Annotated in this window: 17 protein-coding genes; 8 read left to right on the forward strand and 9 right to left on the reverse strand. The window is 61.1% G+C overall.

Translation table 11 applies throughout. The features are described 5' to 3' along the window. The first annotated feature begins 110 nt into the window (after nucleotides 1-110). Together EP30_RS02010 and EP30_RS02015 are read left to right on the forward strand one after the other, a co-directional pair. On the forward strand, nucleotides 111-1208 hold the full coding sequence (locus EP30_RS02010; RefSeq protein WP_140555728.1) for a beta-propeller fold lactonase family protein: 1098 nt from the start codon (nucleotides 111-113) through the stop codon (nucleotides 1206-1208). A gap of 114 nt (nucleotides 1209-1322) precedes the next feature. After that, on the forward strand, nucleotides 1323-2807 hold the full coding sequence (locus EP30_RS02015; RefSeq protein ID WP_140555731.1) for a chloride channel protein: 1485 nt from the start codon (nucleotides 1323-1325) through the stop codon (nucleotides 2805-2807). On the opposite strand, the gene EP30_RS02020 is transcribed toward EP30_RS02015, so the two are convergent. Further along, entirely contained in the window at nucleotides 2801-3397 is a 597-nt protein-coding gene (locus tag EP30_RS02020; protein WP_094661762.1) for a hypothetical protein, read from the reverse strand. The two genes, EP30_RS02015 and EP30_RS02020, sit on opposite strands and share 7 nt — an antisense overlap. Nucleotides 3398-3443: 46 nt before the next feature. Beyond that, nucleotides 3444-4811, reverse strand: a complete 1368-nt coding sequence (locus tag EP30_RS02025) for an MFS transporter (protein ID WP_140555733.1) — start codon at nucleotides 4809-4811, stop codon at nucleotides 3444-3446. A 200-nt stretch (nucleotides 4812-5011) separates the two neighbouring features. Here EP30_RS02025 and EP30_RS02030 point away from each other — a divergent pair, with 200 nt between their 5' ends. The 4 genes from EP30_RS02030 (at nucleotide 5012) to rsmD (ending at nucleotide 10751) form a co-directional block, all read left to right on the forward strand. After that, complete coding sequence (locus EP30_RS02030) at nucleotides 5012-6331, forward strand: CPBP family intramembrane glutamic endopeptidase (protein ID WP_181160747.1); 1320 nt, start codon at nucleotides 5012-5014, stop codon at nucleotides 6329-6331. A gap of 235 nt (nucleotides 6332-6566) precedes the next feature. Beyond that, the gene (gene rpmB, locus EP30_RS02035; protein ID WP_093960881.1) at nucleotides 6567-6758 is read left to right on the forward strand and encodes a 50S ribosomal protein L28; all 192 of its coding nucleotides are present in this window, start codon (nucleotides 6567-6569) and stop codon (nucleotides 6756-6758) included. 528 nt (nucleotides 6759-7286) lie between these two features. Further along, nucleotides 7287-9821, forward strand: a complete 2535-nt coding sequence (locus EP30_RS02040; RefSeq protein ID WP_140555738.1) for an ATP-dependent DNA helicase RecG — start codon at nucleotides 7287-7289, stop codon at nucleotides 9819-9821. 327 nt (nucleotides 9822-10148) lie between these two features. After that, nucleotides 10149-10751 carry a 16S rRNA (guanine(966)-N(2))-methyltransferase RsmD gene (gene rsmD / locus EP30_RS02045; RefSeq protein WP_094661759.1) on the forward strand — a complete coding sequence of 201 codons (603 nt, stop codon included), beginning with the start codon at nucleotides 10149-10151 and terminating at the stop codon, nucleotides 10749-10751. Nucleotides 10752-10800: 49 nt separating this feature from the next. On the opposite strand, the gene trmD is transcribed toward rsmD, so the two are convergent. The 7 genes from trmD to EP30_RS02080 all read right to left on the reverse strand — a co-directional run bounded on the left by trmD (nucleotide 10801) and on the right by EP30_RS02080 (nucleotide 19617). Continuing rightward, the gene (trmD, locus tag EP30_RS02050) at nucleotides 10801-11781 is read right to left on the reverse strand and encodes a tRNA (guanosine(37)-N1)-methyltransferase TrmD (protein WP_140555740.1); all 981 of its coding nucleotides are present in this window, start codon (nucleotides 11779-11781) and stop codon (nucleotides 10801-10803) included. Nucleotides 11782-12480: 699 nt separating this feature from the next. Continuing rightward, complete coding sequence (gene rimM, locus EP30_RS02055; protein ID WP_094661757.1) at nucleotides 12481-13065, reverse strand: ribosome maturation factor RimM; 585 nt, start codon at nucleotides 13063-13065, stop codon at nucleotides 12481-12483. A 3-nt stretch (nucleotides 13066-13068) separates the two neighbouring features. Beyond that, on the reverse strand, nucleotides 13069-13299 hold the full coding sequence (locus EP30_RS02060; protein WP_093960891.1) for an RNA-binding protein: 231 nt from the start codon (nucleotides 13297-13299) through the stop codon (nucleotides 13069-13071). A gap of 2 nt (nucleotides 13300-13301) precedes the next feature. Beyond that, a complete protein-coding gene (gene rpsP, locus EP30_RS02065; RefSeq protein WP_094661756.1) occupies nucleotides 13302-13769 on the reverse strand; it encodes a 30S ribosomal protein S16 in 468 nt (155 codons plus the stop codon). A 272-nt stretch (nucleotides 13770-14041) separates the two neighbouring features. Continuing rightward, a complete protein-coding gene (locus tag EP30_RS02070; protein WP_181160748.1) occupies nucleotides 14042-15346 on the reverse strand; it encodes an endonuclease/exonuclease/phosphatase family protein in 1305 nt (434 codons plus the stop codon). A 290-nt stretch (nucleotides 15347-15636) separates the two neighbouring features. Further along, complete coding sequence (gene ffh, locus EP30_RS02075; protein WP_140555745.1) at nucleotides 15637-17298, reverse strand: signal recognition particle protein; 1662 nt, start codon at nucleotides 17296-17298, stop codon at nucleotides 15637-15639. Between the two features lie 78 nt (nucleotides 17299-17376). Further along, nucleotides 17377-19617, reverse strand: coding sequence for an ABC-F family ATP-binding cassette domain-containing protein (locus EP30_RS02080; RefSeq protein ID WP_140555747.1), 2241 nt, complete (start codon nucleotides 19615-19617; stop codon nucleotides 17377-17379). A 468-nt stretch (nucleotides 19618-20085) separates the two neighbouring features. Here EP30_RS02080 and EP30_RS02085 point away from each other — a divergent pair, with 468 nt between their 5' ends. Together EP30_RS02085 and EP30_RS02090 are read left to right on the forward strand one after the other, a co-directional pair. Next, nucleotides 20086-21720 (forward strand): sugar transferase, encoded by a 1635-nt coding sequence (locus tag EP30_RS02085; protein WP_258185314.1) that lies wholly within the window; start codon nucleotides 20086-20088, stop codon nucleotides 21718-21720. 154 nt (nucleotides 21721-21874) lie between these two features. Further along, a complete protein-coding gene (locus EP30_RS02090) occupies nucleotides 21875-23905 on the forward strand; it encodes a DUF4012 domain-containing protein (RefSeq protein WP_140555749.1) in 2031 nt (676 codons plus the stop codon). Nucleotides 23906-24145 lie beyond the last annotated feature (240 nt).

Raw genomic sequence — 24145 nt, forward strand, 5'->3', positions numbered from 1 at the left:
AACAGCCGCCGGACCTCCTCTTATTCTCCCTGATTCTCACCCAACAATGATCGAATGTACCACGGTCGAAAACGCATGATTGCATATGATTATGTCATACACTGACAACTATGGCACAAACATTACAGACATCTGATATCGATCTGTTGATCGGCGGGTACGGATCCTTGCAGGGATCGCATGGCAGGGGAATCGAGCTGTGCACAGCGCACATCACTGACGATGGCGTAGCTTCTCTGCACCATCAGCGTCTACTATCCGATGTTCCGTCGCCATCATGGCTGGAACGGTATCGTGTGGGCGGCACCGTCGTGGTCTACGCGGTATTGGAAAATAGCCGAGGACTGGCGGCACTACGTATTGACGATGACCATGATTCGTGCCGTCTGACTCTGGTCTCACATGTGGCGGTACCAGGAGACGGGCCCACACATGTGGCCGTCGCCACTGACGATCAGGGGAACGCCCATGCGATCACCGCAAACTATGTGAGCGGATCGATCAGCGTATTTCCCATCAATACCGATGGCAGTCTCGGCGATGTATCACAGACGTTGCCGGGCGATCCCGATGAAGGGCATGGTCCATTGCCAGCGCAGGAAGGACCACACGCCCACTGGATCCTGCCGTTGCCGGACGGCCGCGTGCTGTCCACGGATCTTGGCGCCGATCGCATCTATGTTCATCGCTGGATGAACGGCGAACTGGTGCGTACCGGCATGGTGCGTCTGGCACCGGGCACCGGACCGCGGGATATGCATCTGCTGCCGGTTGCATCCGAGTCAAATCATTTCGACGAATGGCGTGTGGCCGTCGTCAACGAATGGGGACGCACGGTCACGGTGCTGGATGCCAATGATCTACGTATTCTACAGACGATCGATCTTGACGCGGAACCGGCCGATCAGGCGGCATCGCTCGCCTTCATTCCGAGTGCCAATGGATATGAGGGCATGGCCTACGTTGGATTGCGTGGATCCGATCGCATCGTCGCATTGGCATGGGACGGGCGGACGCTGACCCGCCGGGAAAGCGTATCCAGCGGCGAGGGGCGTCCCCGCCATTTGTGCGCAATCGGACGATACCTGATCGCTGCGAATGAGACCCAGGATCATCTGACGATGTTTCATTCGGACAAAACCGGCCATCTGACTGTCGTGGAGGATCTGCCGATCGGCTCGCCCACGGTGATCCTGCCGTTGCAGTAAGGACAAGCGACTACCGCAGGACTCTTTCCGAGTGATCTGAGCCGCTCATGGTCCGGACGCTGAGTATGGTATGGAACGGCAGTTTACGCATGATCGGTGTGAGGATATATCCGTATGCGGCAGGATACGAATCGGAAGACGACGTCTGAAATCACGGACTCCGGAACCACGGCAACCAATACGGCGACGGTACACACGAATGACGGAACCAACGGCAAGGCCACTGCCGGCACAGTCACTGACTGGAAGCGAATCGGATGGCTGACGGCGGCCGTAATCGTGCTCGGCGCGGTAATCGGCGTGGGCGCAGGACTATTGACGTTGCTGCTGTACGGTGTGGAGCATGTGATGCTCGGATACATCGAAGGCTCGTCCATGCCCGGTCCGTTCATTGTGCCGGGCTGGCGTCGCGCGGTATCGGTCACGGTCGGATTGTCGATCGCCGCGGTGATCTGGTATCTGCTACGCACCAAAACCACTACAGTGCCGTCGGTCAAGAAGGCCGTCGATGGTGAACGCATGCCGTGGTGGCAGACGCTGCTGCATGTGGTGCTGCAGATCTTCATCGTCGGATCGGGCGCGTCGATCGGGCGTGAGGTGGCTCCGCGCGAACTCGGCGCCATGCTCGCCCAACGATTCTGCGATATCTTCCATCTGCAGGATCTTGACCGACGTCTGGTGGTCGCGGTGGCCGCAGGTGCGGGTCTTGGTGGCGTCTACGATGCGCCGCTTGCCGGCATGTTCTTCGCCGTGGAGATTCTGCTGGCCGACATCACCGTGGAGAACGTGGCGTTCGGATTGGGGTCGTCGGCAGTGGCGGCGTTTGTGGCCACGCTGATCAAGGGACATCACACGTTCTATGACATCACCGCCATGCAGCCGGGAGAGACGCCTACGCTCATGCTGTTCGCACTGCTGTGCGGCGCGGTGTGCGGTGTGGCGGGCGCACTGTTCCGTAAGGGGTCGCAGTGGGCCGAGTCGCATAAGCCAACCGGCAAGGCGCTGATGTGGCAGATGCCGTTGGCCGGTGTGATCACCGGTGCGGTGGCATTGTGGGTGCCGCAGGTGATGGGCAATGGTAGAGCCGACGCGCAGTTGGGATTCAGCACGTTCATCGGCAACGATTCCGGCGCCGTGCTGTCCACGTCCTCGGCCGGCGCGTCCCCGTGGAATCTGCTTGGATTCGACATGAGCATCGGCGGTGATCTGCGGCAGTATTTCTGGCCGATGCTTGGACTGTTGGCGGTGTCGTTCGTGGCCAAGGCGATTGTCACGTTGCTGACGATCCGCTCCGGCGCATCCGGTGGTGTGCTGCAGCCGGGAATCGCCTTAGGCGCCACGATGGGCGCCATGCTGGCGTTGCCATGGCTGCTGGTCTGTCCGATCGATTCGGTGACCGCCTGCGCGCTGATCGGCGCGGCTGCGTTGCTGTCGGCGTCGCAGCAGGCACCACTGATGGCTATGTGCCTGGTCATGGAGCTCACCGAAGCGCCGATCACGTTCTTTGTACCAGTCGGCATGGCCGTCGCCGTTTCCGCGTTCACTTCCCACTGGCTACTTGAACGGTGGTCGAACACGAGGCGAGGGCAGCGTCAGTAACCGCTGTCGATATACATCCAGCCGCGTTCGGCGTCGTACGAGTCAGGATCATAGACGTAGGTGTCCATCCATCCGGATTGCCGACTCGTACCCATACTCATGGTGTTGCCGGCGCCGCTGCACTGAAAATCGGTCTGGAATATGACTACACGATCCGCGCCGTACTGATCGATCGCCATCGATATGGAGGAACTGGAACCGGGGTGGTCGACGGTCATCTGATGTTCGGACGCGAGATACTGATCGGACCATGCCTCGTCATAGGTGATCTTGTAGATCACGCAACCGTGCCAATTCGTCCATTTGCGATCCAGCATCACGCCGATCGCATCGTCGATCTGACGATGAGTGAACTTGTCGCCGGTCTTGATCACATACTGCGTATGGCTGATGTCAACAGGCCGGTTCGGCAGCCAGATCCAAAAATATGACATCACGGCCAGTCCGATCGCGCACAGTGCGGCGACAACGCCCTTCCAATGCCATGCGATCCACGAACGATCCGGACGGTCTCCGGGATCGCGACGGTCGAACCATGGCCTGCGTCCTGAGCCGGGCTGGGTTTCGGGCCGTTTGCTGTCGTTCTGCATAAGTCCGATTTTAAGCAACGAATTTGCGGCTCATCGTTCCACGGGTTTACTGCCGTGTCGGGTCCTTCTGCAACGTGAGGAATACCAGCGCGACGACCAGCAGGATCGCGATGGACAGCACGCCGAGCGACGCGTTACCGGTCAGCGTCGTGGTCGTCGCCACCAGGAACGTGCCGAGAATACTCGCCGTCTTGCCGAAGATATCGTACAGTCCGTAGTATTCGTTGGCATGTTCCTTGGGAATGATCTTGCCGTAGTACGAGCGTGACAGCGCCTGAATGCCGCCTTGGAACATGCCGACGAGGATCGCGAGGATCCAGAATTCGAGGGCTTCCTTCAGGAAGAACGTGGCGAAGAACACGATGCCCATGTAGGCCACGACGGCGACCATGATCATCGGCTTGCAGCCGAAACGGCCCGCCAGACGGCCGTAGATGATCGCGCACGGGAACGCGACGAACTGCGTGACCAGCAGTGCGATTACCAGCTGCGTCGAATCGATGCCGAGCTGGGTGCCGTACGACGTGCTCATCGAGATCACCGTGTTCACGGCGTCGATGTAGAAGAAGAACGCGACCATGAACATCCACAGCGACTTGTTCTGCACGAGCTTGCCCAGCGTGCCGGCGAGTTCGGTGAACGTGCCGCGCACGGCCTCACGCGTATGCTCGCGCGTGGCACGGTAGTGCTCCTGACGGTAGCTGGTCAGCAGCGGGATCGTGAACGCCACCCACCAGACGGCGGTGATCACGAATGATGCGCGCGTGCACGCCGTCGTCGACCAGCCGAACAGGGTCGGACCGCCGAAGATCAGTGCAATGCAGACGATGAACGGGACCGTGGAGCCCACGTATCCCCAGCCGTAGCCATGGGAGGAGACCTTGTCCATGCGGTCGTTGCTCGTCGTGTCGATCAGCATGGAATCGTAGAACGTGAGCGAACCGTTCAGGCCGATCGTGGCGAGCACATAGATAATAAGGAACGGCAGCCAGATGAGCGGTAACGCCATAGCGCAGCACATCACTACGCCCGTGCCGAAGAATCCAAGGAAGAACTTGATCTTCATGCCCTGCACGTCGGCGATCGAACCGAGCAGCGGCATGAGCAGTGCGATCACCAGCGAGGCGATCGTCTGCGCGTATCCCCATGCCGACACGATGTTGCCGTCGGCGGGCATCAGCGACTTCGCGTAGATCGGGATCACGGCGGTGCTCAGCAGCACGAATGCGGAATTGCCGACGTCGTAGACGATCCACTTCTTTTCACGCGAGGTGAGCTTGCCATTGGGCGGTACGGGGAATTCGCCGTTGCCGAGCGCCTGAGGGGCGTCCTGCCCCTTGACCGCGGTGGCATGATCGGCGTTGTCCGGGAAGATGGGTGAAGAGGCACTCGCGTTGGCGGTGGGTCCGGTCATGGTGTGATCCTCTCTTTCGCTGTCGCGACTGCGGCACTGCCATGCCGCACGGGCTGTGCGATAACCAACCTTCATGGTAAGGGCCGTTTCGGTGGCCAATACCACGAAGAACATGAACGCACGATGAATTGATGGGCGACGCGGCGTGCAAGTGCTACGGTGGGAGAAAGGTGGTTCTTAGTCGTAGGGAGGGGGTGGCGATGAGCGACCCACGCTATCCGCAAACTCAGCCGTCGCAGCAATCCGCACCGCAGCGGTTTGTGCCGCAACAGCCTGTACCGCAGCAATCCGCACCTGTGCCGCAGCAGCCTGTGCCGCAGCAGGCCCAGACCGCGCCGTCGTATCAATCGCCGTCAGCCATGCCGGTCTCCGCAGGATGGCCGCCGAACAGGTTCGGCGCACCCAACGGGTCTGGTGTACCCAACGGGTCGCCCATGCCGGGCGGGCCTATCCTCAACGGACTCGTGCACTATCCGGAAGTGAATCTGCGTACGGCCCGCAAGGCGTTCTCCCGCGTGGGATGGACGCTACTCGTCTGGATGCTCGCCAACGAAATCCTCGCCATGGTGATGAAATCCGTAGGGGATTCCGCGTTGCATGCGATCAATCCGTCCGCGGGTTCGATCGACAGCATGGAATGGCTGTCATTGCTGTTGTCGGACGTCATCCAGTATGGGTTCGCATTGCCGCTGTGCCTGATCGTTGCGTTCACCGTTCCCAAATATCCGCCACAGCCACGCACTCCCGACCCCGGCGCGAGTTTCGGCGTCAAGGACTGGCTGATGGTTCTGGTCATGGGCTATCCGATCATGTTCGTCGGCGGACTGTTCGGATCATGGTCGGCGGATCTGCTGTCGGGCGGCAAGTTCAACAATATTCTGGACTCGGTGACCTCCAGCACCGGTCCCGCCGATATCGCGGCGCAGTTCCTTACATTCGTCGTACTTGCGCCGCTTGCCGAGGAGTTCGTATTCCGCCGGTGCATCATCGACAGCATCCGCATCTACGGGGAGAAGATCGCCGTGCTGTCGTCGGCCCTGCTGTTCGGACTGATGCACTCCAACCTGTACCAGTTCTTCTACACGTTCGGCTGGGGTTTGCTGTGGGCCTATGTGTATGTGCGTACCGGACGATTGCGGTACACGATTGCATTGCACGCCACGGTGAACTTCTTCGGTGGCGTGGTGGCGCCCTTGCTGTCCGACAACGTCACCGACAAGGCCATGGACGATCTGACGTCCGGTGATGTGCAGCGCATGTCGCACGCCTTCGCTCAGAGCGGGCCCGCGTTGGTGGGATATCTGGTGTACATAGCGTGTGTTCTGATACTGGTCGTCGTGGGCACGGTGTTCATCGTCAATGCCATCCGTCGCAGGATCGCGTACTTCCAGCAGTCGCCACGGGAACTGGCTCCACGCAATCGGGTGAGTGTGGCGCTTGGCAATCCGGGAATCATCGTGTTCGGCGCACTGACGCTTTTCGCGACGATCGTCGCGCCGCTGATGATGCGGCTTGGCTAGAGCGGTGGAAAGCGGTCGTCGTGCGGTTGCGCGACTGATGGCGTGTTGACGCCTAGGGCGTCCGGTTTGCGGACAGCACTTCGGTCGGCACACAATATCCACGGTATGATACCCGTCATACTTGCAATATCTCGTATTTCGCTGTAAGATCGTGAAGTTGTGTGTTCAGGCCGGGTTGCTTCCCGACGGGGACACGGGAAAGACTTGAACAAGCAGTAAGTTAGAGGAGTCAAACATGGCAGCTCGTTGTGCAGTCTGCGGCAAGGGCCCGCAGGTCGGTTACACCGTTTCTCACTCGCATATCCGTAACAAGCGTCGCTTCCTGCCGAACCTGCAGTCGGTTCGCACCACCGTCGAAGGCGAGAACGTTCGCCTGCGCGTGTGCACCTCCTGCCTGAAGGCCGGCAAGGTCCAGCGCGCCGCCTGATTTGCGGTACGCATAGTAGCGTAAGGCTCCGGAAGCGATTCCGGAGCCTTTTTGTTTGGCTGTGTTTGTGTGATGTTATTCGGGTTATATGGGTTATAGGCCAAAATGTGTGTCTGGTGGTCTGGTTGTGATACTTGCACATGCCGTATTGTGAAGCGCCAGCGTATATGATCCTCGATCATCGCTATCGTAACCGGGGTGGTGCCTATCGGACGTATGCGTACGTCGAACAAGCACCGGGGGAGAAGCTCCCGTGCTCATATGACGCATGTGTGTGACCAATGAGTACGTAGGACGAGACACGATGTTCATTGGACGCACGCATACGACAAAAAAGTATCGGGGAAGATGTTCCGTGCTCATCGGACGCACGCGTATGTCGAACAAGCACCGGATGGTTATGGGTATAGGCCTTCATGCCAAAATAGACACACTTTTTGGTCTATAACCCCTGGATTGCCGCGATCGGACCGCCGTATTGTAGCGGTTGTGATCGGTCGTCGATACGAATGGGTACAAATAGGGCGTATGACTATCGCTTTGGACTCCGCAGTATCGTCGTTGATGACGAACAGACGGCGTGTCGGAGCGTTGAAATCACTGGGCGTGCTCACCGTCCGCGACGCGCTTGCCTACTATCCGTTCCGCGTGTCCGATCCCGTGCCGGTGACGCCGATCCGGCGCATCACCGTTGGCGTGAAGGCCGCCTTCGTGGCCACCGTACGACAGACCCGCGTGGTGCCGCCGATGAACGGACGATCCGGCGGACGCGTGGAATCGATACTTGACGACGCCGACTTCTCCTACGAATACGGCAGCGCGCCCGGAACCGTACGCCTGACGTTCTTCTCGCATAATCGTGGATACGGCGACTGGATGGCCTCACGTCTGCGCCCCGGCTCGGTGATCGTGGTGTCGGGCGATCCGAGCGTATTCAACAACAATCTGCAATTCACCCATCCGGATGTGGTGGTGGTACGGACTCCCGACGGCATGCCCGCGGAGATCGATTCCGTGGAGGCCGCGCTGACCAAGGTATCCCGACCGCAGCCGGTGTATCATGCGAGTTCGCGCATATCGTCCGACCATATTCATGAGACGATTCTTGGATTCATGAGGCTGCTGGCCGAGGACCCTACGGTCGTCGGAACCGTTGCCGGCGGCGCGGGCGACGGTACGACAAACGGCGGCGATGAGACCATGGCACCGCCGATCATGCCAGCCGCGCTGGTCCACGCCATTCCCGACGTTCTCCCCGAAAACGTACGCGACCGCAACCGACTGATGCATCGGGCCGAGGCATTCTGCGCCATTCATAATCCCGATTCCGTCAAACAGTTCCATGATGGCATTCGAACACTGCGATTCGAGGAGGCGTTCGTCTCGCAGACCGCACTGCTCAAGGCGCGGCGGCAGAGCGACGGCATCGAGGCGTACGCGTGCGAGGAGCCGCACGATCCCGACGATTCGTTCAAACAGCGGTTCATCGCCTCGCTGCCGTTCTCATTGACCAACGGTCAGCAGCAGGTGATCGACGATATCGCCGCCGACATGGACAAACCGTCGCCGATGCAGCGACTGTTGCAGGGCGAGGTCGGCTCCGGCAAGACCGTGGTGGCCGTGGCTGCGATGCTGCAGGCCGTGGATGCCGGACACCAGGCGGTGTTGGTCGCCCCCACACAGGTGTTGGCCGAACAGCATTACGGCAGCATCGGCCGCATGGTCGGCAAGCAGGGCGTTCCGGTGCTGCTGCTTACGGGTGGCATGAAGCTGGCGCAACGCCGTCGTGTGCTGGCGAAGGCCGCAAGCGGTGACCCGTGCATTGTAGTGGCGACGCATGCCGCATTCTCCAAGAACTTCCAGGCGCCGAATCTGGCGCTCGCCGTGATCGACGAACAGCACCGGTTCGGCGTGGAACAGCGTGAGACATTGCGACGCAAGTCGGAGAAGGCGCCGCATCTGCTGGTCATGACGGCCACGCCCATTCCGCGCACCGCCGCCATGACATGGTTCGGCGATCTTGACATCTCGTGGCTGACGGAACTGCCCGGCGGGCGCAAGCCGATCCGCACGATCGTCGTACCCGAGTCCGACAGCCACACCATGGGCCGCATGTTCGCGCATATCCGAGCGCGTGTGGACGCGGGGGAGCGGGCGTATATCGTCTGCCCACGTATTGATGAGGATGCGGATGCTGATGATGTCGGATCCGATTCCGGTGAGATCGGTGGTGTTTCCGGCGGGGCTGCTGGCGTTGCGGTGAAATCCGGGGCGAAACGATCCGGTGGCGACGGCGGTTCACGCGGTTCTGGTTCTGGTTCGGGCTCGCGGGGTTCATCGTCATCGCGCAGCGCTCGCGGTTCCCGTAAATCCCGCGGTGAGGAATACGCCACGTATATCGAGAACCCGTTCGACGAACTGGCGGATGATGAGGAGGCTGTGGAGAAGCCGCCGCTGCATTCGGTGGAGGAGATCTCCCGTCGTCTGGTCGAGCTGCCGCAGTTCGCCGGCATCCGTATCGCCACGCTCACCGGTCGTCATGATGATGAGTCCAAGCGCGAGGTGATGGAGGGGTTCGCGTCGGGTGAGACTCCGGTGCTGGTGGCGACCACGGTGATCGAGGTCGGTGTTGACGTGCCGCAGGCCAGTTGCATCGTGATCTTCGATGCCGACCGTTTTGGCCTGTCGCAGTTGCATCAGTTGCGTGGTCGTGTGGGCCGAGGCGGCACGAACAGTTGGGCGTTCCTGATCTCGCGCGCCGAGCCGGATTCGATCGCGGCGCAACGGCTTGAGGTGATCCGCACATCCACCGATGGCGCTGAAATAGCCCAGGCCGATCTGGAATTGCGCGGTGCCGGTGATGTGCTGGGCGACGCGCAGTCGGGCGGGCGGTCGTCGCTGAAACTGCTGCGCGTGGTCAAGGATGCGGATATGATCGGTGCGGCCCGCGAACAGGCGCGTGAACTGTTGGAATCCGATCCGACGCTTGCCGGGGCCACGGAACTGGCCGGAGCCGTGCTCGATTTCACGCGCGGCAACGAGCAGTTCATCACCAGCACATAGCGCAAGCACATAGCGCGTAAGGACGCGAAACGATGCCCCCACATCGCGTCCGCGTTCCCGTCTTCCCTCACCATCCCCTTCCTCCCCGTCCGCGCTCCCCTCCCCGTTACGTGGGCCGCGCTTGGTGTTACGTGGGCCGCGCACGGCCCGCGTAACGATGTGCAGAAAACGTTGAAAAATAAGGGGTTTATGTATTGTGTTACGTGGGCCGTGCACGGCCCGTGTCACGGCCCACGTAACAGGGAGTGCGATGAGGGTGTGAGGGGTGGTGTGCCGGGGTCGTATTGGCCGGGGGTGGGGGCGGTGGGCGTGCATACAATGAGATATATGCGTATTATTGCTGGACGATTCAAGGGTTTTGAGATCACCGCGCCGAAGACTGGCACCCGACCTACCACCGACCGCGCCAAGGAGGCGATTTTTTCGCATCTCATGTCGATCGGCGCACTCGACGATGCGCGAGTGCTCGATCTGTTCGCCGGTACGGGCGCGCTCGGCATCGAGGCGCTGTCCCGTGGCGCGAAATCACTGGTCGCGGTGGAATCGGCCGGTCCGGCGTCCGCGATGCTGGGTAAGTCGTTCGGCCGTCTCAGGCAGTCGCGTGCGTGGGAGCCGGACATGTCCGCCCGCGTGATCAAGGCGAAGGCGGAGAAGTTCGCCGCTGCCGGTGCCAATAATGAGCCGTTCGATCTGGTGTTCATCGATCCGCCGTATGCGTTCGGCACCGATGATTGCAATGCGCTGCTGCGTGATCTGACCACGAACGACATGGTGGACGAGCAGGGCGTGATCATGCTGGAACGATCCGTGCGCTCCGACGCCCCCACGGCCCCCGAGGGGTGGGAGATCACGCAGGAACGCACGTATGGCGAGACCGCGGTGTTCTACTTCGAAAGCGTGCTCGAGGAATCCGTCGACGAGATGGAGTGACGGAAGCCGCATTGGGCCGAGTTCCGAGCCGCGCTCCGGGCCGCCCGCGCTATTTACGCCGCGGATGCTGCCCGGAGACCTCCCAGCCCAAGGCCATGAGCGTCTTGCGGTCGGCCTTGCTCAGCGCCTTGCAGTCGAGTTCCTCCACCAGATCGGGGCGGATGCGCGTGGTGCGTTCCATGGCCTCGTCGCGGCGGAACCGGTCCACCTTGCCGTGATCGCCGCTGGTGAGTACAGGATCCACGGCGATGCCACGCCATGTGGCCGGCTTGGTGAACTGGCGATGCTCGAGCAGCGGGTCTCCTGTGTACGATTCCTCGACGATCGATTCCGGATTGCCCATGAAACCGGGCACCAGACGCACGATCGCCTCGATCATGGCGGATACGGCCACCTCGCCGCCGTTGAGCACGTAGTCGCCGATCGAGTATTCACGCACCTCCACGCCCTGTCGTGCATAGTATTCCGGTACGCGTGCGTCGATGCCCTCGTAGCGCCCGCAGCCGAACACCAGATGGTCGGCGCGGGACAGTTCGGTGGCATCGGTCTGCGTGAACAGCGGTGCCGACGGATTGGGGAAGATCAGGATCGGCTTGGGGGAGGCGGTGGAATCGTTCGGTGTGAGTATGCCCGTCTCCTCCGCTGAGGAAGTCGTAGCGTTGGCACCGGCGATGTTTTCGGTGACGTCTGCGGTTGCCTCCGTATCAGCCGCATCCACGGCATCCGTCGAATCGCCAGCGTCGATCAGACGGAAATCGCGGGACTGCACGGGCTGGTCGTCGTCGCCGAACGACACGGGCGCAAGACCCATGATGTCGTCGAGGCACTGCGCCCAGATTTCGGGTTTCATCACCATGCCGGCACCGCCGCCGACCGGGGTGTCGTCGACGGAATGATGCACGTCGTGCGTCCAGTCGCGCAGATTATGGGCGGTGACGCTGAGCAGTCCCTTGTCTTGGGCCTTGCCGAGCAGACTGAGTTTGAGCACGTCGAAGTACTCGGGAAACACGGAAACGATGTCGATACGCATAATAGGCAAGCCTACCGTTTGCAGTCGAATTCCTTTCAACGTATCCGTGTCCATACGCATTCGCATCGTGTAGCATTCGTCGATTCGTGGACGCCAACACCGGGCGGTGATCAGGTGCCGCGGTTGGTCGGATTACGCGGACTGATACGGACTGTGGACGCTGCGGATCACCACGATCGAGGTGTGGTGTGCTCGTGCAATATCGTCGTCCCGTCAATCCCCGCGTTTGCTGATTGCTGGTTGACGTACGTACTGAGTCGGCTGCGTTGCGGGTTTGCACTGTCGCTGTGACGAACCCGCAGTGGTAACAGGTCTGTGTTGCGGGTTTGGTAGTCGATTAGGATCAACCCGCAGTGAGCAGGACCCTGCGCTGCGGGTCCGTATCGTTGTCGTAGCGAATCCGCAGTGGAGCGATGTTCCCGCTGCGGATTGATATCGATGTCGTGACGGACCCGCAGATAAGCTAATCACCGCGGTTATGCTACTGCGGTTGCGCTCAGTTATGCAATGAATGCGGACCGTGCTGGAATACGCCACTGCAAGTACGTTCCGTTTTATTGGGGAGACGGAACGGGGAATGGCTTACGGTTCGATACGGAATACCGGAATACGTATAGAACGCAAGGACGCCGGTCGTCGGTTTCGATCCGGGAAAGAACCGAAACCGACGACCGGCGTCGTCGATGCTGTATGCGCTGATCAGCGATCCTGCAGCAGGCCGTTTGGGGGAGTGAGGACGAGATAGCCCTCCTCCAGATCCACTTCCGGCACGATCTCCTCCACGAAGGGGATCAACGACTCGGCACCGCTGGGTTCGGTGATCTGCAACAGATCCTGTGCCGGTCCGTCGATCACATCGGACACCTTGCCGGCCACGACGTATGCAGTGTCATCGGCATCGGCGGCGTTCCTCTCGGTCTCGTCATCGGCGGATTCGTAGATGCGAGCCTCGAGGCCGATGAGATCCTCCATGTAGAATCCGTCCTCATCATCGTCGGAATATACGGGTTCCACATACAGATCGGTGCCGTTCAACGCCTCCGACGCATTACGGTCGGTGACGTCCTTGAACAACACGATCCAGCGTTCCTTGAATTTACGCGACCGTGCGACCGTGAACTCACGGCCATCAGCGGTCAGCAGCACGGAACCGGGAGCGAAACGCTCCTCCGGTTCGTCGGTGAAGACGCGGACGTTGACTTCGCCCTTCAGTCCCTGAGCGCGCCCGATACGGCAAACCCTCAGCAGCTCACGCTGCTGAGGGTCGTTATGCTGTTCAGCCATCGCTCAGCGGACATCCATGATGTCGACCCGAACCTTATGATCGGACAGCGCCTGCACCACGGTGCGAATGGCGTTAGCGGTGCGACCGCCACGTCCGATGACGCGTCCGATATCCTCCGGGTTCACCCGCACGCGAAGCAGCTCGCCGCGGTTGTTCTCGTGGGACTTCACGGAAACGTCGTCCGGGAAATCAACGATGTTCTTAATCAGGTGTTCGACGGCTTCGGCAAGCATGATTACTCAGCCTTCTCCTCGGCGGCTTCCTCAGCCGGAGCCTCGGCCTCTTCAGCGGCCTTGGCAGCTTCAGCTTCGGCCTCAGCCTTGGCCTTGGCAGCAGCTTCGGCCTTGGCGGCCTTCAGCTTCTGGGCCTCATCGGCGGCGGCGGCCACGCGGGCTTCGGCATCCGGGCCTTCCTCGGCCACCTTCAGCGTGCCCTCGGCGCCCGGCAGACCCTTGAACTTCTGCCAGTCACCGGTGATGTTCAGCAGCTTGAAGACGGCTTCGGTGGGCTGGGCACCGACGCCGAGCCAGTACTGAGCGCGGTCAGACTTGATCTGGATGAGCGAGGGCTGCTTGTTGGGATCGTAGGTGCCGATCTCCTCAATGGTCTTGCCATCACGGGCCTTGCGGGAATCCATGATCACAATACGGTAGAAGGCGTAGTGCTTCTTGCCCAGGCGCTTCAGACGAATCTTGGTTGCCAAAATGGCTCTCCTTATGTATTTGGGGTGTGCATCGTCGGTTTCGTGTGGGGCACGGAAACCGCGATCCACGTGTTCCTCATAAGAGACGGAGTTAGAGGGCGCCACCTCTTACGAATAACCTAAATATTGTAACCATTCTCCCCGACAACTTACGGCGTGTCGCGAAGACGAAGACCATGTCGACGTGATATGAGCGATGTCGCCGCCAGACGTGCGGCCGGCGGCGTGCACTCTCACGCATGACCGGCCGTCACCGATTGTCCTGATTGTCCTCAGCGGACCTCGAGCTCCACGATCAGGGCCTTGTGATCGGTCTTCGGCACGGTATGCGCGTGCGCCGAGATCGCGCGGATGCCTTCCGTATGCAGCACATGATCGATCTCGATAAGCGAGGGGAACGTGGGCCAGCTCGCCGGGAACGTGGTGTTGAATCCCGCGTGCAGTTCGAACGACGAATCCGCAAGGCCGGTGCCTTGACGCAGGGCATCGCGGAAACTGGGGTGGTAGATGCTCGAGTTCGTATCACCCATCACCACGGCCGAATGATGCGGAGTCGAGAAGTCGGGCAGTTCGATGACCGCGGTTTCCGTCACGTCGGACGCGGGCTTGGAAACGGGAGAGGTGCCGGAACCGGACGACGAATCGTTCATCATGCCGCCGGTGATGATATCGGCGAGCTCGGCGGGAATGCCGGCCAGCAGATCGCTGTCGAGCGTCATACCATCAACGAGACTGGCGGTTTCCTGCGCGTCGTTGACGGCGTTACCCGACTCGTCATCATCGGCATAGCAGCTGAACCCCTCCTCATTGCGGCTGTCGGCGCGCAGGGCGAACTGTCCGAGAGCGCGCACGCCGTCGCTCCAATCCTTGCCACTGCGCGGCGGGGACTTGGGATGCACGGAACTGAACTCGACGCATTGATCACCAATCCGCACCGTGGCAACAGGCGCGGCCGCCGCATGGATCTTCACCGACGAATCGCCGAAGATCGCCGGCTTGAGACGCAGAAACAGCGCATTCGATCCCGCATTGTCGTCGTCACGCACCGCGCCGAGCACGCGGTAGGGCAGTTCGTCCTCGATATGGGAGATGTCGAGACGCTTGATGAACCCGGTGTTCACCTCCTGCACGGCGAGCACATCGATGTCGTACCGCTTGACCAGATGCATGATCGTGCCGGTGTCGGCACGCCCGTAGCGCGTATTGAGCGTCATCACACGGACCGTATGATGATCGGTCGCGGTCGTGGATGCGGTCTCGTCGGCGTCCGTGTTCACTTCAGCGCTCGCGGCCACGTTCTGCACGGGGACGCCGAGAATCGGAGACAGGGATGCGGGAATCGGCATGACATAGCCGATCTGCCACGCGACCTGCACGATCAGCAGCAATACCGTCACCCAGAACTGCGGCCAGTTGCCGGTGAATCCGGTGATCGGCAACAACAGCACCAGCGGCACGACCAGCAACGGGATCAGCGCGATCACCTCGGGCAGCGGACGGTACTGGTCCCAACCGGCGGGCAGATATTTCAACGCCATCCATATTGCGAATATCGCGATGACGATCCAAAAAAGCACGAAGCGTCTCCTTGCTGTAGTCGTTGCCGTTGCTGCCTTTCGCGGTCGGCCGTTCTTGTACGACTTGCGATTATACGAAGCGGTTTTGGAGGATTTGCGCATACGAAAGCCATGGGATGCGATTCCCGACCGTGTCTTTACGAATCGTTCGAATGGATAGGACGAATGGATAAGGCAAACGAATGGGGCGAACGATCACGAATGATGATGACGGTACGGAATTGAAAAATCCCCTTGGGGAGCGTCGATAAGGCAAACCTTCCCAAGAGGATTATACGAATGATGAACGATCAGCGACCGAAGAGACCGCCGATGCCGCCGCCGAGGTTCGGCGGAAGCTCAGGCTGTCCGTTGCCGTTGCCGCCGAGCATGTCCTGCAGTCCCGCCGGAAGCGCCGGGTTCTGCGGCTTCTTCTGGAATGCGGAACCGCCGCTCTTGCCCGAACCGGAACCATTGCCGCTCAGACGGTCGCGCAATGCCTTCTCCTCGGCCTCGCGCTTCATTGGGTTGCCGGACTTGCCGCCCTTCTTCTTGCCTTTCTTGCCCTTGCGAGCGCTCTTGCCGCCGGGGGCCCCGAAACCGCCCATGCCGGGCATGCCACGGGAGCCGTTGCTCATGCGCTTCATCATCTTGGACGCCTGCTCGAACCGCTGCAGCAGCGCATTCACCGCGGACACCGTGTTACCCGAACCGTAGGCGATACGCGCACGACGGGAGCCGTCGATGATCTTCGGATTGCGACGCTCCTCCGGCGTCATGGAGCGGATGATGGCCTCGGTGCGGTCCACTTCCTTCTCGTCGAACGCCTCAAGCTCCTTGCGATGCTGTGCCATGCCCGGAATCATGCCGAGCAGGTTCTTCATCGGGCCGAGCTGACGCACCTGCTGCAACTGCTCCAGGAAGTCATCCAGACCGAAGCTGCCGTCGGAGATCTTCTCGGCGGCCTTGCGGGCCTCCTCCTCGTCGAACTGCTTCTGCGCCTGCTCGATCAGGGTGAGGATATCGCCCATGTCGAGGATTCGTGAAGCCATGCGATCGGGGTGGAACACCTCGAAGTCCTTCAGGCCCTCACCGTTGGACGCGAACAGGATCGGCTTGCCTGTCACGCTCGCCACGGACAACGCCGCACCACCACGGGCATCGCCATCGAGCTTCGACAGCACCACGCCCGTGAAGTCCACGCCCTCGTCGAACGCCTTGGCGGTCTGCACCGCATCCTGACCGATCATCGCATCGATCACGAACAGGATCTCGTTCGGCTGCACGGCATCGCGGATGTCACGGGCCTGCTTCATCAGCGCCTCATCCACACCCAGGCGACCGGCGGTATCGATGATCACCGTGTCATAGAGCTTGGTCTTGGCCAACGCAATGGAATCGCGGGCCACCTTCACCGGATCGCCGGTGGTCTGGCCCGGAGCGGTCACATCGTCGCCGCCGTCGGACTGCACGCCCTTCTCCGGCGCATACACCGGAACGCCGGCGCGCTCGCCCACCACCTGCAGCTGGGTCACCGCGTTCGGACGCTGAAGATCGGCCGCCACCAGCAGCGGCGTGTGGCCGGCATCTTTGAGCCAGTAGCCGAGCTTGCCGGCGAGCGTGGTCTTACCGGCACCCTGCAGACCGGCGAGCATGATGATCGTCGGTGGGTTCTTGGCAAAGTTCAGAGGACGATCGACGCCGGCGCCCAGAATCTTCGTGAGCTCGTCATTGACGATCTTCACCACCTGCTGGGCGGGGTTAAGCGCCTGGGAGACCTCCTCACCCAGCGCGCGCTCGCGTACATGGGAGGTGAAGGAACGCACCACGTCGAGCGCCACATCGGCGTCGAGCAGTGCCCGGCGGATTTCGCGGATCGTACCGTCGATGTCCGCGTCGGTCAGTTTGCCCTTGGAACGCAGATGCTTGAACGCGCCCGAGAGCCTATCGGTCAAAGAAGTAAAAGCAGCCATAATGTCCCCAAGTCTACCGACTCCGCGGGAGAACCGGAATTCGTGGGTTCTCCCGCGAAGGCAGGTATTACCCGATCGCTACTCGAGCTTTTCGCTGAGCTCCATCCACTCCATTTCGAGTTCGTCGTTCTCGTCGGCGATGGACTGCAGCTGCTCGTTGAGCTTGTTCAATCCCTCGAAATCGGTGGGATCGTGCGCGGCCATCTGCTCCTCGAGCTTCGCTTTCTGCTCCTCGAGCTTGGCGAGCTTGCGTTCGATCGCGTTGACGCGACGGGACGCCTCGTGGAACTCCTTGCCGCTGAGCTTGGGGGAGTCGTTGCCAGATTGCGCATCGGCGTTGGCGTTCGAGTCGGTAGCATTTGCACCGCCGTCGGCCGAACCACTCTTGCCCTTGCCGCCGCGTCCGCGTCCACGGACGTCGGCATCCTGCGCCGCCAGCACGGCATCCCAGCCGCTCTTCTGCGCCTGCTCCACCATGTCCAGATAATCCTGCACGCCGCCGGGCAGATGCCGGACCTTGCCGCCGATCAGCGCGAACTGCTGGTCGGTCACGCGCTCCAGCAGATACCGGTCGTGCGAGACCACGATCAGCGTGCCGGGCCAGGTGTCGAGCAGATCCTCCATCACGGCGAGCATGTCGGTGTCGAGATCGTTGCCCGGCTCGTCCATGATCAGTACGTTCGGCTCGTCGAGCAGGATCAGCAGCAGCTGCATGCGTCGCTTCTGGCCGCCGGAGAGGTCACGGATCGGCGTCATGAGCTGCGCCGACTCGAAACCGAGCCGTTCCATGAGCTGGCCGGGCGTGACCTCCTTGCCGTCCACGATGTAGCTCGGCTTGTAGCGCGACAGCACTTCCTTGATCTTGTACTTGCCAAGCTTCTCAAGCTCGTCGAGTCGTTGCGACAGCACGGCGAACTTCACCGTCTTGCCGATGTTCACATGACCGGCGGTGGGCGTGATCGTGCCGTCGAGGATCTTCAGCAGCGTGGACTTGCCGGCACCGTTCGCGCCGACGATGCCGAAACGGTCGCCGGGACCGATCAGCCAGGTCACGTCGTTGAGGATCGTACGACCGGATACGGTGATCCTGTGCGCGGCGGAGGTGACATCGGCAGTCGAGGTATCGGTGTTCTCGTCGTTGCCAGTGCCGTTACCGTTGTCGACCGTAGACGTTCCAATGCCTTCACCGGCCTGATCGCCGGCTTCGGCGGCGTGCGCGGCAGCGGCGGCGATGGCCTCGGGTACACCGGCATCGATCAGTCGCGGATCGTCGAGATCGGTGACGGCCACCTCGACCGAACCGTGCACCTGCGGTTCGGCGTACATCGACGGCACCACATCCACGCGCGATGTCGTCTCCGCGGCGGTGCCGGCGTTCGCATCGGTGCCCACGGCGACATCATCGGATGCCAGCCCCTGCGGCTTGGTGTAGATCTGCGTCACGTCGATCAGATCCACCACCTGCTTGCCCAGACGCGACGTGGCCATCTGCTTGAGCTCAAGCGTATTGCGCACCGGCGGCACGTCGGCGATCAGCTCGCGTGCGGCCTTCACATGGAACTTCTGCTTGGTGGAACGGGCGCGGGCTCCACGCGTCAGCCAGGCGAGCTCCTTACGGGCGAGATTGCGGCGCTTGGTCTCACGCACATCGGCCTGACGATCGCGTTCCACGCGCTGCAGCATATACGCGGAGTATCCGCCCTCGAACGGTTCGATCACACCGTCGTGCACCTCCCACATGGACTCGCACACCTCGTCGAGGAACCAGCGGTCGTGCGTCACAAGCAGCAGCGCGCCCTGGCCCTTGGCCCAGCGGTTCTTCAGATGCTCGGCAAGCCAGTGGATCGTCACGACGTCCAGATGATTGGTTGGCTCGTCGAGCGCGAGGATGTCCCAATCATGCAGCAGCAGACGGGCGAGATCGGCGCGGCGACGCTGGCCGCCGGACAACGAACCGATCTTCGCGTCCAACGAGATGCCACCGAGCAGCGCCTCCACGATCTCTCGGGACGTGTTATCGGCCGCCCACTCGTAATCCTCGCGGTTCTCCAGCGCCGCCTGACGTACGGTGGCGTTGTCGTCGAGTGGATCACGCTGGTCAAGCATGCCGAACGTGAGTCCGCCGCGAATGGTCACGCGACCGGAATCCGGTTCCTGCGTGCCGTTGAACAGATGAAGCAGTGTGGATTTTCCGTCGCCGTTCCGTCCGACGATGCCGATGCGATCCCCCTCGAAAACCCCTTGGGTCACATCGGTGAAGATGGTTTTGGTGGCGAAGGCGAGCGATACGTGTTCAAGTCCCAAATCATAAACCGGCATGACTCACCAATGTACCGTTACCCGACGTCAGTGATGGAATCCGACCGCGGGATGCCGGGGCATGAGGGCTCTGGCCGACGACTGCGCGAACGCGTCCGCATTCACGTGACTGCATGCGCGGGAACGTCACGGTTTTCAACGGTTCCGGTTCGTTTTCCGCGTTCGTTACATTTCCGTGATCAGTTGTAGGCAAACATGGACACCCCCGTTTGGTTATCCCACCCGTTGATATAGGATAAGGGGGCTGTGCTGTCCTGTCGGCCATATGATGGGCGTTTCGTTCTGCTGTCCATCCGCGGTCAGGGCACGTGGCATGCGATACCCCCTTGATGGTCGGATACGCACCCGGGCTGTTAGGCGCATCCGACGACGATTCGAGGGTTGTGATCCGGCTTCCGCGCCGGTCGAAAACGGGATCGCCGGAATGAGAGCGCGTGTAAGAGAGGGTGAAGAGTGGAGCAGAAAATCGTGAGCGACACGGCTGACGGCACCAACGTATCCGATGCGGCGAAGCCCAGTACGAGCGTCGAGAACGATAAGGCGGAAACGGTGAGTGCGTCCAGGAACGCGTCCGCGTCCGACGACGCCGACATGTCCTCCATGTCCGATGTGGAGTCGCTGAACGCCGGTGTTCGCCAGATGTCGAACGTGCTGTATTGGCGGTTCTTCGTCAATCTCGTCCTCATGATTCTCGACGGCACCATGCTCGTCATCGCGAACCTGATCATGTTCAACATCGATCCGCTCGCCTATCTGCTGTACGGGGACAACTTCCACACGCAGCTGTTCGCCGGAATCCTGTTCGTCGTGTTCGGCGTCGTATACGTGGGCTGCCTGCACAGCTCCGGCATCTACCATCGTCACGTCATGGGCGACGGATTCCAGGTGAACTACAAGATCGTTCAGGGCGTGGTCAAACTGGTGATCATCCAGTGCGCCGTCAACTACATGTTCAAATACCCCCTTCCGCGGCATGTACTGTTCGAGGCCGCCGTACTCACCTTGGTATTCACCGTGATCGAACGCATCATCGCACGAGTGGTCATCACACGCCGACGCAAGACCGGCATGTATTCGTACGCCACCATCGTCGTCGGATCACCCGAGTGCATCGAACGCACGCTCCACCGACTGCACAAGCGCTCGCAGCTCAACTATCGTACCGTGGGCGTCTGCCCGATCGGCGTGGACCCCGAAACCAATAAGATCGTCTCCGTGCCGATTCCGGACACCGTGCACATCGACAAGAGCTTGACCGTGCTGCCGTACAGTACGTCGATCGGCGAAACCGCGGTGAAGTCGGGCATCCAGACCATTCTCATCTGCGACGTGATCCGCCGTGATTCCGTGGAGTTCAACGTGCTCTCCCTCGCCGTGGAATCGCTCGGCGTGGAGATCGCGCTCGCCGCCGGCGCCGCCGACATGGGCGCGCACCGCATGTACTTCCGCAACATTCAGGGCATGCCGGTGCTGACCATGCACCTGCCGCAGTATGGATACGCAACCCGACTGATCAAGCGCGTGTTCGACATCGTCTGCTCGCTGCTGCTCATCATCCTGTCGTCGCCGATCACCATCATCACGGCCATCGCGATCAAGCTCGACGACCATGGTCCGGTGTTCTACACGCAGAAGCGCATCGGTCTGCGTGGCAAGCCGTTCCGTATGATCAAATTCCGTTCCATGGTCACGAACGCCGACGAACTCAAGGCGAAGCTGGCCGCGGAAAGCGGACATTCCGACCGGTTCATCTTCAAGATGAAGAAGGATCCGCGCATCACCAAGGTCGGTCATGTGATCCGCAAGTGGAGCATCGACGAACTGCCGCAGTTCTTCAACGTGCTCAAGGGCGACATGAGTCTGGTGGGACCGCGCCCGCCGCTGCCCGAGGAGTACGCGCGCTACAACCGTCTGTACGCCACGCGCATGTTCGTCAAGCCCGGCATCACCGGTCCGTGGCAGGTCTCCGGCCGTAGTGATCTGACCGCCGAGGAGTCGGAGCAGCTGGACGTGTCGTACGTGCAGGACTGGTCGATCACCGGCGATATTACGATTCTGTTCAAGACCGTGCAGGTGGTGCTGACGCATAAGGGAGCGTACTGAGCGTAACGATCGCGGACAACGTGCCAGTGGCGATCGGATGGTCATACTGACGGCCATTACATACTTCGCCATTGGCGTCAGTATGCGCTGATGCGCTGAATCCGTGGAACCGTCCGACTGATCAACGATGATCTCCTAGCGAGAGGCAGTATAGATGAGTAGTAGTAGTGACAAGCGCCCTCTCAATGGCAACGACAACAGCGATAATGCCGGCTTTGACGGCGGCGCGATCGGGGATATCGACGTCACGCCCTCCCATATCGTGCAACCTGATCTATCGGATGTGACGGGTGCCCGTTCGGAAACGGGAAGGCATCGGAACGGGCATCATGACGACGCCGGCCAGCCGTCCCCGCATCGTCGTCGGCGACGTATGAGCCCCGAGCATATTCGTCGTATCAAGCGCAGACGCCGTAATCGCAGGATTCTCATTGCCGTGCTGAGCGTGGTGATGATGATCGTCGCATGGGTCGGCGCGCTCGCGTATTCGGCGTTCAGGGCCAAGTCGGAGATCGATCAGGCGGTATCCGCCGCCTCTACGGCGCAGCACAGTCTATTGTCGGGCGACACCGCCGCGGTGAAGCAGGGGCTTGCCGATTTCTCCGCGCATGTTGACGCCGCGTATCGGCATACTGCCAGTGCGGTATGGACGCCGGCGGAGTGGATCCCGTATTACGGATCCGATGTCAAGGCCGCACGTGACGCTGTGGCGATTATGGAGGACGTGTCGAACAACGCCGTGCCGAAGCTCGCCGATTCCGCGGACAGTCTGTCCCTGAATGCGATCAGCGTGCACGACAGCACGATTTCACTGGGCGATCTGGGTGCCGCCGCCGAGAATCTGACGGCGGCGGACAAGACGATCGGCGATGCCGCGATCAATCTCAACAACATTCCCGTCACGCATATCCCCCAGTTGACGGATGCGTTGGATTCGGCCCGGACGAAGGTGGTCGCACTGGCTCAGACCGTGGACATGGCACAGCGCATCGCCAACGCGGCACCGTCGATGCTGGGCTTGGGGTCGACTGACGGATCGGATGAGGCCGGGGTGCGCACCTACATCGTGCTGGCGCAGAACAATGCGGAATTGCGCGCCACGGGTGGCATCGCCGCGTCGTGGGGCGTGCTCACCGTGGATCATGGCAGGATCGCGTTGCAGGACTTCGAACCGTATGGAGGCCTGTCGAAGTCCGTGCCAGGCTCGGTGCAGATGACGGATTCGGAGAAGTCGTTCTTTGGCGACGATTATCTGACGTATGCGCAGAACGTGAGCGCCGACCCCGATTTCCCGCGTACCGCCGAGCTCGCCGCCACCATGTGGAAGCAGCAGAAGGGACAGGACGTGGACGGTGTGATCAGCGTGGACCCGTATTTCCTGCAAGATCTGCTCAAGGTGACGGGTGGGTTCCATTCGGCCGCCGGTGTGGACGTGACCGGCGACAATGCCGCGGAGCTGCTGCTGCATCAGGTGTATATGGATATTCCGGATCAGGAGACGCAGGATCTGTTCTTCGGCGCGGTGGCCGGCGAGGCGTTCGATCACATCGTCGGGTCGCTGAGCGGTAGGGATGCCGCGCTGCTGAAGACCGTGACCGAGTCCGTGAACAACGGTCATTTCATGGTGTGGTCCGCGCACGAGAACGACCAAAAGTATATTGACGGCACCGCGCTGGCCGGCGACTTGCAGGACAATCCGTCGAAGCCGCAGATCGGCCTGTATTTCAACGACGGCACGATGGGCAAGGCCGACTGGTATCTCAAGCGTGAGAGCTCAGTGAGGGAGTCCTCCGTGAATACGGACGGGTCCCGTACCTACACCGTGCATGTGAAGGTGACGAACACCATGACCGCTGAGGAGGCGGCCACGCTGCCGCCTCTTGTCCGCGGCTACTCGGACCAGAAGACCGGCACCGAACGGCACGGTGAGATTGCGACGGTGATGTACCTGTTCGCACCCGCCGACGGACGACTTGTGGACTGGAAGTTCACGGGGGCATCGGCCGGGAACGGCGAGTTCGACACGGTCACTGTCTACTCCGATCTGACGGCTGGTGTCAAGGGGTTCACGCTTCAGCCGGGAGAGAGCATCGAGCTCACCGCTCGTGTCCAGACATCCGCGAAGGCCGGCGCGGCCGTGCCGACGTTGCGGCAGACCCCGCTCCTGAAAAGGACCGACTGGTAGCCGTTCTCCGTGCCGTCGGACAGCAATGACGCTGCGATGCCGACGGCCGTGCTGTACCGTGCGTGTGAGGGCGATGATGCCCTGAACTCAGGCTGGACATGTATGGGGGTGCCCTTGTGAAATAAAGGCTTTGGCACCCTTATGACAGAGTCATACATGATTTTGGGGGTAATGGGGTTTGCCCTTCGGATAAGAGGTTGCAGCGGCCGTAGTCGGCATGGCTACACGCCTTTGAACGCT

It is taken from the genome of Bifidobacterium sp. UTCIF-39 (assembly GCF_006408715.1).
In the GTDB taxonomy this organism is placed as follows: domain Bacteria; phylum Actinomycetota; class Actinomycetes; order Actinomycetales; family Bifidobacteriaceae; genus Galliscardovia; species Galliscardovia tissieri.